Genomic DNA, 13,367 nt, shown 5'->3' on the forward strand with positions numbered 1-13,367 from the left:
CAACCCGACCGACAGCACCGTGGTGGAAGGCGCTTCGCTGCAGTACACGGTGACGCTGAACGCGGCCGGTGTGGTGGCGGGCGAGTTTTCGCTGACCCTGGGCGGCAGCGCGAGCGCGGGCGACCTGGGCGCCGTGTCGTTCAGCGATGGCGTAGCGTGGAAGAACGGCGATGCCAGCACTGGCATCGTGGTGGTGCCGGCCGGTGTGGCGAGCTTCAAGGTCACCGTGGCGACGGTGGATGATGCGGCCATCGAATCCGCCGAGAGCCTGGTGCTGACGGTCGGTGGCGTGGCTGCGACCGGGACGATTACCGATAACGATTCGCAGAGCGTGTCCGCAGTACTGGCGGAAGATGCGGCCAACACCGGCGCCAACCCGACCGACAGCACCGTGGTGGAAGGCGCTTCGCTGCAGTACACGGTGACGCTGAACGCGGCCGGTGTGGTGGCGGGCGAGTTTTCGCTGACCCTGGGCGGCAGCGCGAGCGCGGGCGACCTGGGCGCCGTGTCGTTCAGCGATGGCGTAGCGTGGAAGAACGGCGATGCCAGCACTGGCATCGTGGTGGTGCCGGCCGGTGTGGCGAGCTTCAAGGTCACCGTGGCGACGGTGGATGATGCGGCCATCGAATCCGCCGAGAGCCTGGTGCTGACGGTCGGTGGCGTGGCTGCGACCGGGACGATTACCGATAACGATTCGCAGAGCGTGTCCGCAGTACTGGCGGAAGATGCGGCCAACACCGGCGCCAACCCGACCGACAGCACCGTGGTGGAAGGCGCTTCGCTGCAGTACACGGTGACGTTGAACGCGGCCGGTGTGGTGGCGGGCGAGTTTGCGCTGACCCTGGGCGGCAGCGCGAGCGCGGGCGACCTGGGCGCGGTGTCGTTCAGCGATGGCGTGGCGTGGAAGAACGGTGATGCCGGTACTGGCATCGTGGTGGTGCCGGCCGGTGTGGCGAGCTTCAAAGTGACCGTGGCGACGGTGGATGATGCGGCCGTTGAGTCGGCCGAGAGCCTGGTGCTGACGGTCGGAGGCGTGGCTGCGACGGGAACCATTACCGATAACGATGTACAAAGCGTTTCCTCCGTCCTGGCAGAGGATGCCGCACATGCGGGTGCCAGCCCGACCGATTCCAGCGTGGAGGAGGGCGGTTCACTCCTGTACACCGTGGCGTTGAATGCCAGCTCGCCGGTCGCAACGGAATATACGCTTACCACTGGCGGATCGGCGGCTGGCGCCGATCATGGTGCAATGTCCTTCAGCGATGGCGTGGCCTGGAGGAATGGCGATGCGAATAGCGGCATTGTCGTGGTGCCGGCTGGTGTGACCAGCTTTAAAGTGACGGTTGCAACAGTTGATGACGCGCTGATCGAGTCGGCCGAGAGCCTGGTATTGACGGTGGGTGGCGTGGCTGGCACCGGCCACATTACGGATAACGATAGCCAGAGCGTGACCAGCGTTACGGCGGAGGATGCCGCCCATACCGGCGCTAACCCTGCCGACAGTTCGGTCGTTGAAGGCGCAAGCCTGCGCTACAGTGTGGTGCTGAACACCGCCAGCCCGGCTGCGTCGGAGTTTACGTTGGGACTGGGTGGTTCGGCTTCTGGTGCTGATGTCGGCGCGGTGTCCTTCAGCGACGGGGTGGCGTGGAAGAATGGCGATGCAGGCACTGGCATCATCGTCGTCCCGGCTGGTGTCGTGAGCTTCGCTGTCACGGTGGCGACTGTTGATGATGCCGTCATTGAGTCGGCCGAGAGCCTGGTGCTGACGGTTGGCGGTGTGGCCTCGGCTGGGACCATTACGGACAACGATTCGCAGTCGGTTACTTCGGTTTCGGCGTCGAATAGCGTAGTGGAGGGCGGTAACCTGGAATACGTGGTGGCCCTGAATGCGGCCAGCCCGTCCAGCACGGAATTCAGCCTTGCCGTTGGCGGTACTGCGGGTGTCGGGGATAGTAACGCCCTGGTGTTCAGCCACGGCGTGGCATGGAAGAATGGCGATGCGACGACGGGGATTGTCGTTGTACCTGCGCATGTGACTTCGTTTACGATCACTGCGCCGACCGTCGACGATGCACTGGTCGAGTCGGCAGAAAGCCTGGCGATTACGGTAGGCGGCGTGGCGGCCACCGGGACCATTATCGATAATGATGTCGCCCCGCCAGTGGTTGTCATTCCGCCAGTTGTTACCCCGCCGGTCGTCACACCGCCAGTAGTAACTCCACCTGTGGTCACGCCGCCAGTAGTCACGCCTCCGGTCGTAGTGACCCCGCCAGTGGTGCAGCCAATATTCGGCGCGGCACTTGATCCGACCACTGACGACGGTGCCAGCAATGCCGATCTCGTAACCAGCGTGATTGCGCCAGAATTCACGCTTTCCGGTGCCGGATTCTTCAGCTCCGGCGGCAGCGCGCGGCTGATGACTACTGACGGCAAGTCCCTGGCCTCGGTCTCGATCAGCGACGAAGCGCTGAAAACGGGCAAGGTGAACCTGGCAACCCCGAACCTGGATGACGGCGATTACACCTTCATTTCCCAAGTGCTTGACGCCAGCGGCAAGGTGGTCGCCGAGTCGCCAGTCAAGGTCACCATCGTGACCGACGTGGATGGTGTAGCGCCATCGATCGAGCTGGCCGCCAACGGCGGTGACTTCAATAAAGACGGCGTGGCGGACTGGCAGCAGCACGCCGTCGCACAGATGCCGCTCGCCTCCCTGGCCGAATTCGTGCTTGGCAAGAACGCCTCGCAAGCCAGCTTCGGCGCGATTATGGCCGGTACGCCCGATGCTGCCGCCCCGGGCGCGGCGGTGAAGCTGACCGCCGGGGCGCAACTGCTCGACTTGAGCCTGAGTGCGGCGCCGGCTCCGATGGATGCCAACACCACCGCCGTCTCGCCCATGTTCAACTTCTCCGTTAAAGCGCAGGAAGGCGGCGCCCCGTTGGCAGACATGGCGGCCGACATCGCCGGCCTGCAGACCCGCGTGGTGATCGACCTGGCCGCCGGCGGCGTGCAGGCTAATGACTTCATTAAATGGGACCAGGCCAACAAGCGCTGGTACAGTTTCCTCGATGATGGCCGCCTGGACACCTTCGACAACGGCGCCACCCTGGTCGATTCGAACGGCGACGGCAAGGTTGACCGCGTGGTCATCACCCTGACCGATGGCGGTTGGGGCGACGAGGACGGCCTCGCCAACGGCGTGATCGTCGACCCCGGCATGCTGGCCCAACACGTCGAGCCGCCCCACGTGGAAAACCCGGTTTATAGCGTGCGGCTGGCGAATGGCGACCGCTGCTACACTAGCAACGCGCAGGAAGCAGCCGTAATCGCCAAAGGCGCCGGCAACGTGTTCGAAGGCGCCAGGTTCGACGCGCTCAGCGCCGACCAGGGTGGCCGCCAGCTAAATGCCTATTACCAGCCTTACACCAAGGATTGGTACTTTGCCGCCGCCGGCGACAGTATGCCGTATGCCTGCTTTGAACTGGCCAAGGGCACAGGCTTCACTGCAGCCGCAGCGGGGTCCGGCGTTGGCGTCAATATCCACTTGTACCAGAACGCCATGGGCCAGACCCAGCTGCTGTCGCAAGCCGATGCCCTGGCCCTGGGATTGGGCGGCAAAGGCTTCAAGGACCTGGGCGCCAAGTTCAGCACTACGGTGGAAAGCGCATTCGCGTTTGATGTGGAAGGCTACCTTGTTGCAAACCGTGACAATGCAGGGGTGAAGGCTTTGGTACAGTCACTCGCAGGCAGTTATCGCAGCACATCCGACGCAGGCTTTGTAGAAGCGGTCGAACAGCATTACCTTGCGCAAGTAAGCCTGGTTGGCATTGCGCATGGCGGTGCCGCGGCGGCGGCAGATGTGAACGCGGTGTTCGGTACCGGTTTCGGGGCCTGACTTGCATAAGGAGCGGCGCATGAAAGCATTCGGCGGTCTGGTTGTTCTTTTGGGTTTGGCCGGAGGCGCGGCGGCGGCCGAGCCGGCCAGCTGGTATATGGCGGGTCACGTGGGGGTGAATAACCTGGACGACTGGCCCGCCAAGGTCGATTTCGGCGGGGTGGAAGCCAACGGTAAGCTGGGACTCAAGCGGGGAAACCATGCAGGCTTGATGGTGGGCCGCGAAACGGCGCACGCGCGCTATGAGCTGGAATTTGGCCACGGCCGCATCAAGATTGATTCGCTCGAATTGAGCGGAATCGCCGAACCGGGCGGGCAACGCGGACATTATGACGTGGTGCTGGCCAATATTTATCGGCATGATGCTGTGAGCGCATCGCTGCGCGTATTCGGCGGTATTGGCATAGGCTGGGGCAGGGCCAAATTGCCAACCCTGCGCTTTAGCAGCGGTTGCGAATGTCTTGGTCCGGCATCCCGGGGCGGACTGGCTTATCAGGGCCGTCTAGGTCTGGCTTATCAAGTTTCGCCAGGAAATAGTATTTCTTTTCAGTATAGTCACCTGAGCCTTGTCGGTCCACGCCGCGGCGGGACGCCATCGGTGGAATATGGCCGGCGCAGCTTTGGTGCATTATCGGGTGCTTACACCCGTTATTTCTGAAGTGCGCCGCGCTTGGCGCGGCAGTGTTACGCTGGCCATACAGTTTAATTGCCAGCGGAGGTACCATGATTCACCATTTTGGAATGGTGGTATCTGATTTCGTGCGGAGCGCGGCATTATATGATGCTTGCCTGGCGCCGCTGGGTATATCACGTACTGTGACAGATCTCGACTGGGCAATATATGCCCCAGTTTCCGGCCATCCATTTATCTGGATCGGCTCCGAAATTCCCAGTTATTGGAACAGCGAGCATGAAGCCTCGCGTAGTCCCATTCACCTCGCTTTCATTGCCCCGGACCGCGCGGCGGTGAATGCGTTTTATTATGCCGCAATGGACTTGGGGGCCGAAGATAATGGCCCGCCCGGTCCACGCCTCAATGAAGCGAACTTCTACAGCGCCTTCATTATCGATTACGACGGCAATAATATCGAAGCCACCGTGCAGGAAGGATAGGGCTGCGCGGCGTGGCATGAAAGCCAACTTCTGGTGCAATCATGCCACATTTTGGTCTAAGGAAACCTAGCTCCACTTCTGCTTGTTGCGCGCCGCCACTGATTTCATCAGGGCTTTCCACTTGTTGCGTTCAGCGATCCGTTCCAGCGCGGTTTGCTGGTTGCGGCGCACCTCGCGTTGCAATTTATGAAAATTGCGCAGGCGGTCAGCGTCGATATTCCCCACCACCGCACATCCCGGTTCACCGTCATGGCGGCAATCGCGGAATTGGCAATCAAGCGCCAGTGATTCAATGTCCGCAAAAGCGGACGATAATGAATCCGGACTCAGGCTTCTTAATCCAGGGGTATCGATAATGCAGGCGCCGGATGGGCAGATATGCATGGAGCGGGCCGTGGTGGTATGCCTGCCGCGATTATCTCCCTGGCGTACGCCGCCAGTTTCCTGGTCCGCTCCCGTTAAAGCATTGGTTAATGTCGATTTACCTGCGCCGGAAGAACCAAGCAGGCAAATGGTTTGGCCTGCGCCAAGCCAGCCGTTTAATTGCGCAACCGATTCGGGATCGGTGCCATTAATCTTGAATAAATCGGTGCCGGGGGGAATCCGTGCGATTAAGGCGGCGATTTTTTCATCCGCATCCGGAGAAATATCCGGTTTGCTGAGGATGATTAATGGCGTTATCTGCGATGCGGTAACCAGGGCGAGATAGCGTTCCAGGCGGCGTAAATTGAAATCGCCGTCCAGGCCCATCACCAATAATGCGGTATCGATATTGCTGGCGATTGGCGGCGAATCGGCGCGGGTGATCTGATTCATTGGGGATAAGCGCTGGCTTATCCACACCTCATTTAGCGGATTGGTTTCGGCAATAATCCAATCGCCCACGCAAAGCGGGGTCTCTTGCAACAGACGGGGCAGCGCGCGGGCGGAGAATTCAGCCGCGCCGTCGTGCAGGGTAATCCGGTCGCGCTGGTATTCGGTAATACGGCACAGGCGGCTGCTGGCGCTGGTGGCGCTAATGTCGGCCAGGCGCGAAATAATAGTGTTGTTAAGGCCGATACGGCGTAATGCTTCGTAGTCGAAGTCGATCATGATGAGCTTTTTCCAAGGATGAACACGGCCAGCCGTGCATGGCACGGCAAGCGGGATAAGTTTGGAAAGGTCGGCGCCTGCTCAGGCGCACAAGCTCAGTTCAGGATCGAGCGGGGACGCTGGAGGTCAGGCAGCCGACAGGAGGGCAATATCCAATTTACGCATGGGAGTTCTCCTGAAGGTTGTTGTAGAAGGCGCCAGTGTCGCACTGGCGCGGCGGCAAGTCAATGCGGCGGTGCGCGGTCGACCGTGCGCACTTCCGAGTATTCCGGCTGCAGCGCGTCCTCGATGGCTTCCAGCGCGACGTGGGGCTGGGCGGCGCCGCACATGAATATATCGGCGGCGGCAAAGCCGTTTTCTGGCCAGGTGTGGATGGAAATATGCGATTCCGCCAGCAGTACCACGCCCGTCACGCCGAGGCCCGGGCCAAAGCTGTGGAAATGGCTGTGCAGCACCTGGGCGCCCGCTGCCGTGGCGGCGGCGCGCAGCAACTGTTCAATGTGTGCGCAATCCACCAGCAGGCCAGGCTCAATGCCTGACATGTCGGCCAGCAGATGCGTGCCGCTAGGTTGGTGAATGCTCACTTATGGCCTCCGCCGCCACCGCCCCAGCTACCAGAGCTGGAGGACCAGCTGCTACCGTGGTAGCTGCTGCTGCCGCTGGATGGGCCGCTTGCCCAGCTGGTCCAGCTGCCGATGACGCTGATGGCAGTTACAAACAAAGCGTAGCCAAAGAATTTGCTCATTTTTTCAGCGTATCGTCGAGTGCATCAATAATGGCGGCGGGCACGTAGATGGCCGCCGCGGCGAACAGGGTGTAGACAATGGCGCTGCTGAAATTGAACAGCAGCGGGATCGCGTTCAGTGCAACCATGCCCATAATCCAGTTTTTGGCGGAGCGCTTGCAGCGGTCCGTGCTGAAGTCTTGCGCGATAGCGTGGCGCGGCACTTCCGGCGTTTTAACTTTTACGGCGTCGCCGAACCAAGCCTTGAGCTGGTCCACGGCCACCGGGGTGGAGCGCGACCAGCCGAGCTCGCTGGCCGTGGCTTCCGCCGCCAGCACGACTTGCTGGCGCTTGTACTCGTACACGTGGGTATGGTCGCCCACCTGGACGCGCCAGTTGAAGGCGCCGGCGGCATAGGTCACCACCGAGTTGTAGTCGTACAGCTTGTTGTAGTCGGCCTTGTCCAGTGTGACCTGGGGCGCGCCCAGGCCTTCCGAGTACGGCCACTGGTCCATGACGTTGGCGCGCGACCAGCCGTCCTCCGTCTCCACCAGCCAGGTGAAGCCGTTGCGGCTGCCGTACAGCAGGTATTCGGTCCAGCCGGTGCCTTCGTCGTCGGCGCGGCGCATGACGCCGATGACGGTGAAGTCCTGGTTGCCGAGCTTACCCTTGGCCCCGAGCGGCAGGGAGAAGTATTCCCTGTCGTGCTGTTCGCCTTTGGCGATGACTTCCGCTTTTGGGCTGGAAGCGTCGATCTGGGTCTGGCACGACTGGCATACCAGGCTGGCGGTCAGGCCCGGCAGGTAGTTGATCTGGGTGCCGCAACTCGGGCAGCCCAGGGTGTCCAGCTTGCCGCGATAGCGGCCGGTGGTGCGTTTGATCTCTTCGGGATCGCGCAGCAACTGGCATTGCATGCTTTCCAGCGTGACGCTGACGCCGGTGTACAGCAGGGGCGGGCCTTCGTCGGAGTAGTCCAGCGTCAGGAAATTGCTGCCGTGGCGGAAGTCGGCTACCTTCGCCTGCCAGCCGTCGCCGACCTTGAACGGCAGTTCGCCCTGGCCGCCGATGCATTGGGCGGTGCGAACGTCGGCCACCGTATACGGGGCGCCGACGAGGGTGTAGCGCTGGCCGGCGCGCAGCTCCTCGAATGACGGCACCTGCTTGGGCGGCGTACGCAGCATGGTGACGGTGTACTGGCCGGAGGCGTCGCCCAGCCAACCGTTGGCGCCGTCGTCGAAGATGAGGTACCACTCGTTCCACATGCCGGCGTCGTAACGCAGCTGGATGCGGCCCGCGACAGTGAAGTTGCGGCCGCCCAGCACGCCGCTGGTGCCGATCTGGATCGGGGAGTAGTCCTCCAGCACGGAGGAAATCTTGCCCAGGTCTTTGACGGCGCCGGCTTCCTTCAGTACGCGCGTGTTGCAGTACTCGCACACCGCCATGACGGAGGCGTGCGAGCGGAAGTTGACCTCTGCGCCGCAGCTGGGGCAGGAAACAGTTTGCATGCGGCCTGGCTTATCCGATCAGTTTTTTCAGCAGTTCAGCCTTGGTGGCGTCGTAATCGGCGGCCGAGATCAGGCCCTTGTCCAGCAGGGCTTTCAGTTTGCCCAGGCGGTCTTCGATCGACTCCTGCGCCGGGGCGGCCGGTGCTGCGGCGGGTGCGGCGGCCGGTGCGGCGCCCGGCTGCAGGGCCTGGCCCATGGCTTGGCCCATCACCTGGCCGACGGTCAGCCCGGCGCCCAGGCCGGCGCCGATGCCGGCCAGGCCGCCTTCGTTCTGGGCTGCCAGCGGAATGGCTTGCGCGGTCTGGTACTTGGTGTAGCCGGCCATCTTGTCGGCGCCCAGGCTGCCTTTCATGCCGGCCGAGATACGCTCGTCCAGCGCGGCTTGCAGTTCTTCCGGCAGGCTGACGCTGGCCACGTTGAATTCATCCAGGCCGATGCCGTAGCGCGCGAAAGCGTCGGCCAGGCCGCCTTTGACTTCCTGCGCCATCAGGGCCTGGTTGGCCGCCATGTCGAGGAAGGCGATCTGCGACGCGCCCAGCGAGTTGGCCATGGAGGCCAGCAGGATGCCGCGCAGCTGGTCTTCCACGTCTTCGCGGGTGTAGGTGTCGCGCGTGCCGCTCAATTCGGTGAAGAATTTGCGCGGGTCAGTCACGCGGTAGGAGTACATGCCGAAGGCGCGCACGCGGATCATGTCGAAATCCTTGTCGCGGATCGTGATCGGCTGCGGGGTGCCCCACTTGCGGCCGGTCTGCACGCGGGTGCTGAAGAAGTACACATCCGACTTGAACGGGGAGTCGAACAGCTTGTCCCAGTTCTTCAGGTTGGTCAGCACGGGCAGGGTTTGCGTGGTGAGCTTGTGCGTGCCGGGGCCGAACACGTCGGCGATCTGGCCTTCATTGACGAAGACGGCGATCTGCGACTCGCGCACGATCAGCACGGCGCCGTTCTGGATCTCGAAGTCCTGCATCGGGTAGCGCCAGGACAGCACGCCTTCCGTTTCTTCGTTCCACTGCAGTACGTCGATAAACTGCTTCTTGATAAAGCTGCCGATACCCATGATGTGACCTCTTTCAGGTTCAGGAAATGCAAGCGGCATTGATGCCGCCGATGGAAAGCGAAATAGTGCCGAGCAGGCCGCCGAAGGCGCTGTTGTCGGCTTCGATCTGGTCCTGCGCCATTTTCAGGCAGCGCGTGGTGACGGCGTAGCCGAGCGCCTGCACGATCATCGCACCGAACGCCCAGCCGACAAACTGCTGCACATTATTCGTGTGCAGGATGCTGGAGCCGATCGTCAGCGAGAAGCCGAGCATGGCGCCGCCCAGCGAAAATGCGGCGGCGTGGTTGCCCTGCCGGATCAGTTTTACTTCATCGTATGGCGTCAGCCAGGTGTAGGCCTTGAAGAACACGATCAGCAGCAAGGCGGCCAGTCCCAGATGGACCAGATAATTTAGGATGGCGTTCACGTCGATCCCCGGTTAAAGTGACAAGCTTGTACCAAAAGAAACATATTAGAACAAAAGCACCGAAATGACCAAAAAGATTCTCATAGTTTCAGTTTTCGTCGTCGCGTCATGCGGGCTCGCTTACGAACTGATCGCGGGCGCGCTTTCCAGCTACCTGCTCGGCGATTCGGTGCTGCAGTTTTCCACCATCATCGGCTGCTACTTGTTTGCGATGGGTGTGGGCGCTCACTTTTCCAAGTACGTGAAGGACGAGGACGTGCTGGCGCGCTTCGTCGACATCGAACTGGCGGTCGGCTTGATCGGCGGCCTGTCGGCAGCGGTGCTGTTCATGACCTACGCATGGGCGGCGGCGCCTTTCCGCACCATGTTGTACACCACGGTGTTCCTGGTGGGCGCCATGGTGGGCATGGAAATCCCGCTGGTGATGCGCGCGCTGAACGCGCGCCAGACCGAATTCAGCGAAATTGTCAGCCGCGTGCTGACCTTCGATTACCTGGGCGCGCTGGCGGTGTCGGTGCTGTTCCCGCTGGTGCTGGCGCCGCGGCTGGGCCTGGTGCGCACCGGCTTCCTGTTCGGGATGCTGAACATTGGCGTGGCCCTGTGGACAATTTACGTTTTCCGCACAGAGCTGGCCAATGTGGTGGGGCGGCTGTTGCGCGCCAGCGCGGTGATGCTGGCGCTGGTGGTCGGCTTTATCAGCGCCGACCGCCTGACCGCGTGGGGCGAGCATGGCCTGTTCGGCGATGAGATCGTGTACTCGACCAGCACGCCGTATCAGCGGCTGGTGATCACCAAGTGGAAGGACGACCTGCGCCTGTACATCAACGGCAACCTGCAGTTCTCCTCGCGCGATGAGTACCGCTACCACGAGGCGCTGGTGCATCCGGTGATGGAGGCGCTGCCATGGGCCAAGCGGGTGCTGGTGCTGGGCGGCGGCGACGGGCTGGCCTTGCGCGAAATCCTGCGTTATCGACAGGTGGAACATGTCACCGTGGTCGACCTCGACCCGGCGATGACGGCGGCCTTCACCCAGCGCGACGAGCTGGTGGCCCTCAACAAGGGTGCCTTCCGCGACAAACGGGTGCGCGTGGTGAATGCGGATGCGGCGGTGTGGCTGCAGCACAACCGGGAAATGTTCGATGCCGTGATCGTGGACTTCCCCGATCCGTCCAGCTTTGCCCTGGGTAAGCTGTATTCGGTGCCGTTCTATGGGGTGCTGAAAAACCATGTGGCGGCCAACGGCCTGGTAGTGGTGCAGTCGACATCGCCGTTCTTTGCGCCGCACGCCTACTGGACGGTGGATGCGACCTTGCGCGAGGTTGGCATGCGCACCTGGCCTTACCATGTGTATGTGCCGTCGTTCGGCGAATGGGGCTTTATCCTCGCGTCGCCGCAGCTGGATTACAAGCCGCCGGTGTCGTACCGGCTGCCGATGCGCTTTTTGAATGCAGATACCACGCGTGAGATGTTCAGCTTCCCGCCGGATATGCAGCGTTTGCAGATGAAGCCGAACCGCTTGAATACCCAGTCGCTGGTGCATGAATTCGAGCAGGACTGGCGCAGGGTGATCCGCTGATGCTGCGTCGCTCTTTCCTGGCCTGGGCCGGCGCCTGCGGCTTGGGCGCTGCCGCCAGCGTGGCGGGTTATATGCGCTGGCGCGAGATCACGCCGGTGGTGCATGCGCCGGGGCGCGAGGAGGGCCACTTCCTTCGCGACCGCAAGCCCTTGCCGGCGCCGTCGCAGGCATTGTCCACCGATGTGCTGATCCTGGGGTCCGGTGTTGCGGCCCTGACTGCGGCGTGGAAGCTGCGCAAGGAGGGGCTGGACGACTTCCTGATGCTGGACGGACCGGAACCTTACGGCAACGCGGCCGGCGGCCGTTTTGGCGAGCTGGCCTATCCCACCGGGGCGCACTACCTGCCATTGCCGACCGAGGACTGCTTCCATGTGCGCGAGCTGTTGTCTGACCTGGGTGTGATCGTGCGCGGCGCGGATGCGCGCCGTCCGTACTACGACGAGCGCTTTGTGCTGCACGGGCCGGAGGACCGCCTGCTGTTCAACGGCGCCTGGCAGGAGGGCGTGCTGCCGCATGAGGGCGTGCCGGCGGCGGAGTTGGCCGAGCATAAGCGCTTCTTCGCGCAGATCGATGCCTTGCGCGGCGCTGTCGGAGCGGACGGGCGGCGCCGGTTTACCTTCCCGAGCGAGCGTGCGTCGATGGATGCCGAGGCGCGGCGGCTGGATGCGATGAGCTTTGGCGCCTGGGCGGCAGGGAACGGCTATCGTTCGCCTTCCTTGCTGTGGTACCTGGATTACTGCTGCCGCGACGACTATGGCGCGGGGCTGGGCGAGGTCTCGGCATGGGCCGGGCTGCATTACTTCTGCGGGCGCGGCGGCGAGGCGGAGAACGCGGAGCAGGGCGCCTGGCTGACCTGGCCGGAGGGCTTGCAGGCGCTGGCCAGCGGGATGGAGCGCCTGGCGCGGCCGAAGCGGCTGTCCGGCAGCGCGGTGCGCGTGCGCACGGAGGCGGAGCGCGATCGCGGCGTCGAGGTGTTGTGCTTTGCGCTGGAACACGGCGTGGCGCGCACGTTCACGATCCGGGCGCGGCGCGTGATCTGCGCGATGCCGCTGCATGTCGCGGCGCGGGTTGTGGAAAACATGCCGGATGTCCACAAGCAAATTCATGCGCCGTGGATGGTGTCGAACTTTGTGATGAAGCGTTTCCCGCGCGAGCTGCCGTCGGCGCCGCTGTCGTGGGATAACGTGGTGCACGGCACACCGGGTTTGGGCTATGTGGTGTCGACGCACCAGGACATCCGCGTGACGCCGCCGGAAAAAACGGTTTTCACCAGCTATGTGGCGCTATCGGGCCGCGATCCGCGCGAGACGCGCAAGTGGATGACGACGGCGAGCGGTGAAGAACTGCTGGCGCTGGCCAGCGTCGATTTGCGCGCGGCCTACGGCATGCAGTTCGAGAGCTGCGTGGAGAGGGTGGACATCACGCTGCGCGGACATGCGATGGCGGTGCCGGTGCCGGGTTTCCGCAACGATGCGGGCTTGCTGGCGTTGCGGGAGATGGATGGTCCGGTGCTGTTTGCGCACTCGGATATGAGCGGCTTCTCCGTGTTCGAAGAAGCCTCCTGGTGGGGATACCGCGCCGCGCAGCGGGCGCTGCGCGGCTAGCACGGGGATTACTTGGCGGCTGGCGCAGGCGCTGCGGTGGCCGTGGCTGCAGCCGGTGCAGGCGCCGCGGCCGTGGTCGTGGCCGGGCTCGCCTTCACTTCGGACTTGGTTTCAGCCGGCTTCTCGGCCTTCTTGTGCGCGGCTTTGTGCACCGGCTTCTTCTCAACCTTCTTCTCGACCTTGGCTTCTGGCTTGGCTTCCGCCTTGGCTTCCACTTTTGCTTCAGCTTTCGCGCTGCTGCTGGAAGCCGCTGCTGCTGCTGCAGGGGCCGCGGCTGGCGCCGACGAAGCGGCAGGAGCTGGGGTGGTGGCGAAAGCAGCGGTAGCGAACAGGCCGGCGATCAGGGTAGCGATGGTCTTTTTCATGGTGTAGTGTCCTTTAACGATGAGATGGTTGTT

The 13,367-nt window shown here is 62.9% G+C and carries 12 protein-coding genes; 5 read left to right on the forward strand and 7 right to left on the reverse strand.

Annotated elements, in window-relative coordinates; genetic code table 11:
- The 3 genes from ACE3TQ_RS15195 to ACE3TQ_RS15205 all read left to right on the forward strand — a co-directional run.
- The coding region (locus ACE3TQ_RS15195) for a beta strand repeat-containing protein (protein ID WP_374583123.1) at nt 1-3,892 on the forward strand (3,892 nt) is incomplete at its 5' end.
- A 19-nt stretch (nt 3,893-3,911) separates the two neighbouring features.
- Complete coding sequence (locus tag ACE3TQ_RS15200; RefSeq protein ID WP_374583124.1) at nt 3,912-4,550, forward strand: hypothetical protein; 639 nt, start codon at nt 3,912-3,914, stop codon at nt 4,548-4,550.
- Nucleotides 4,551-4,615: 65 nt separating this feature from the next.
- A complete protein-coding gene (locus ACE3TQ_RS15205; RefSeq protein WP_374583125.1) occupies nt 4,616-5,005 on the forward strand; it encodes a VOC family protein in 390 nt (129 codons plus the stop codon).
- A gap of 66 nt (nt 5,006-5,071) precedes the next feature.
- Here the strand turns inward: ACE3TQ_RS15205 and rsgA are convergent, their stop codons facing one another.
- The 6 genes from rsgA to ACE3TQ_RS15235 all read right to left on the reverse strand — a co-directional run bounded on the left by rsgA (nt 5,072) and on the right by ACE3TQ_RS15235 (nt 9,789).
- Nucleotides 5,072-6,097: a ribosome small subunit-dependent GTPase A gene (gene rsgA, locus ACE3TQ_RS15210; RefSeq protein ID WP_374583126.1), complete on the reverse strand. Its 1,026-nt coding sequence runs from the start codon at nt 6,095-6,097 to the stop codon at nt 5,072-5,074.
- A gap of 224 nt (nt 6,098-6,321) precedes the next feature.
- Complete coding sequence (speD, locus tag ACE3TQ_RS15215) at nt 6,322-6,681, reverse strand: adenosylmethionine decarboxylase (RefSeq protein ID WP_374583127.1); 360 nt, start codon at nt 6,679-6,681, stop codon at nt 6,322-6,324.
- Nucleotides 6,678-6,842 (reverse strand): hypothetical protein, encoded by a 165-nt coding sequence (locus ACE3TQ_RS15220; protein WP_374583128.1) that lies wholly within the window; start codon nt 6,840-6,842, stop codon nt 6,678-6,680. The genes speD and ACE3TQ_RS15220 overlap by 4 nt, the downstream gene beginning before the upstream one ends.
- On the reverse strand, nt 6,839-8,326 hold the full coding sequence (locus ACE3TQ_RS15225) for a DUF4178 domain-containing protein (protein WP_374583129.1): 1,488 nt from the start codon (nt 8,324-8,326) through the stop codon (nt 6,839-6,841). The genes ACE3TQ_RS15220 and ACE3TQ_RS15225 overlap by 4 nt, the downstream gene beginning before the upstream one ends.
- A gap of 10 nt (nt 8,327-8,336) precedes the next feature.
- Nucleotides 8,337-9,383 (reverse strand): SPFH domain-containing protein, encoded by a 1,047-nt coding sequence (locus ACE3TQ_RS15230; protein ID WP_374583130.1) that lies wholly within the window; start codon nt 9,381-9,383, stop codon nt 8,337-8,339.
- A gap of 19 nt (nt 9,384-9,402) precedes the next feature.
- Nucleotides 9,403-9,789: a DUF350 domain-containing protein gene (locus ACE3TQ_RS15235; RefSeq protein WP_374583131.1), complete on the reverse strand. Its 387-nt coding sequence runs from the start codon at nt 9,787-9,789 to the stop codon at nt 9,403-9,405.
- A gap of 64 nt (nt 9,790-9,853) precedes the next feature.
- On the opposite strand from ACE3TQ_RS15235, the gene ACE3TQ_RS15240 reads away from it, so the two are divergent.
- Nucleotides 9,854-11,365 (forward strand): polyamine aminopropyltransferase, encoded by a 1,512-nt coding sequence (locus ACE3TQ_RS15240; RefSeq protein ID WP_374583132.1) that lies wholly within the window; start codon nt 9,854-9,856, stop codon nt 11,363-11,365.
- A complete protein-coding gene (locus tag ACE3TQ_RS15245) occupies nt 11,365-12,969 on the forward strand; it encodes an FAD-dependent oxidoreductase (RefSeq protein ID WP_374583133.1) in 1,605 nt (534 codons plus the stop codon). The genes ACE3TQ_RS15240 and ACE3TQ_RS15245 overlap by 1 nt, the downstream gene beginning before the upstream one ends.
- Nucleotides 12,970-12,977: 8 nt before the next feature.
- Here ACE3TQ_RS15245 and ACE3TQ_RS15250 read toward each other — a convergent pair whose 3' ends face one another.
- Nucleotides 12,978-13,334 (reverse strand): hypothetical protein, encoded by a 357-nt coding sequence (locus ACE3TQ_RS15250; RefSeq protein ID WP_374583134.1) that lies wholly within the window; start codon nt 13,332-13,334, stop codon nt 12,978-12,980.
- Nucleotides 13,335-13,367: the final 33 nt, after the last annotated feature.

Source organism: Pseudoduganella sp. (genome assembly GCF_041914865.1).
Taxonomy (GTDB): Bacteria; Pseudomonadota; Gammaproteobacteria; order Burkholderiales; family Burkholderiaceae_D; genus Rugamonas.

Coding starts and splice junctions, on each gene's coding strand:
- ACE3TQ_RS15200 (WP_374583124.1), top strand. CDS start 3,912: ATGAAAGCATTCGGCGGTCTGGTTGTTCTTTTGGGTTTGGCCGGAGGC.
- ACE3TQ_RS15205 (WP_374583125.1), top strand. CDS start 4,616: ATGATTCACCATTTTGGAATGGTGGTATCTGATTTCGTGCGGAGCGCG.
- rsgA (WP_374583126.1), bottom strand. CDS start 6,097: ATGATCGACTTCGACTACGAAGCATTACGCCGTATCGGCCTTAACAAC.
- ACE3TQ_RS15220 (WP_374583128.1), bottom strand. CDS start 6,842: ATGAGCAAATTCTTTGGCTACGCTTTGTTTGTAACTGCCATCAGCGTC.
- ACE3TQ_RS15225 (WP_374583129.1), bottom strand. CDS start 8,326: ATGCAAACTGTTTCCTGCCCCAGCTGCGGCGCAGAGGTCAACTTCCGC.
- ACE3TQ_RS15230 (WP_374583130.1), bottom strand. CDS start 9,383: ATGGGTATCGGCAGCTTTATCAAGAAGCAGTTTATCGACGTACTGCAG.
- ACE3TQ_RS15240 (WP_374583132.1), top strand. CDS start 9,854: ATGACCAAAAAGATTCTCATAGTTTCAGTTTTCGTCGTCGCGTCATGC.
- ACE3TQ_RS15245 (WP_374583133.1), top strand. CDS start 11,365: ATGCTGCGTCGCTCTTTCCTGGCCTGGGCCGGCGCCTGCGGCTTGGGC.
- ACE3TQ_RS15250 (WP_374583134.1), bottom strand. CDS start 13,334: ATGAAAAAGACCATCGCTACCCTGATCGCCGGCCTGTTCGCTACCGCT.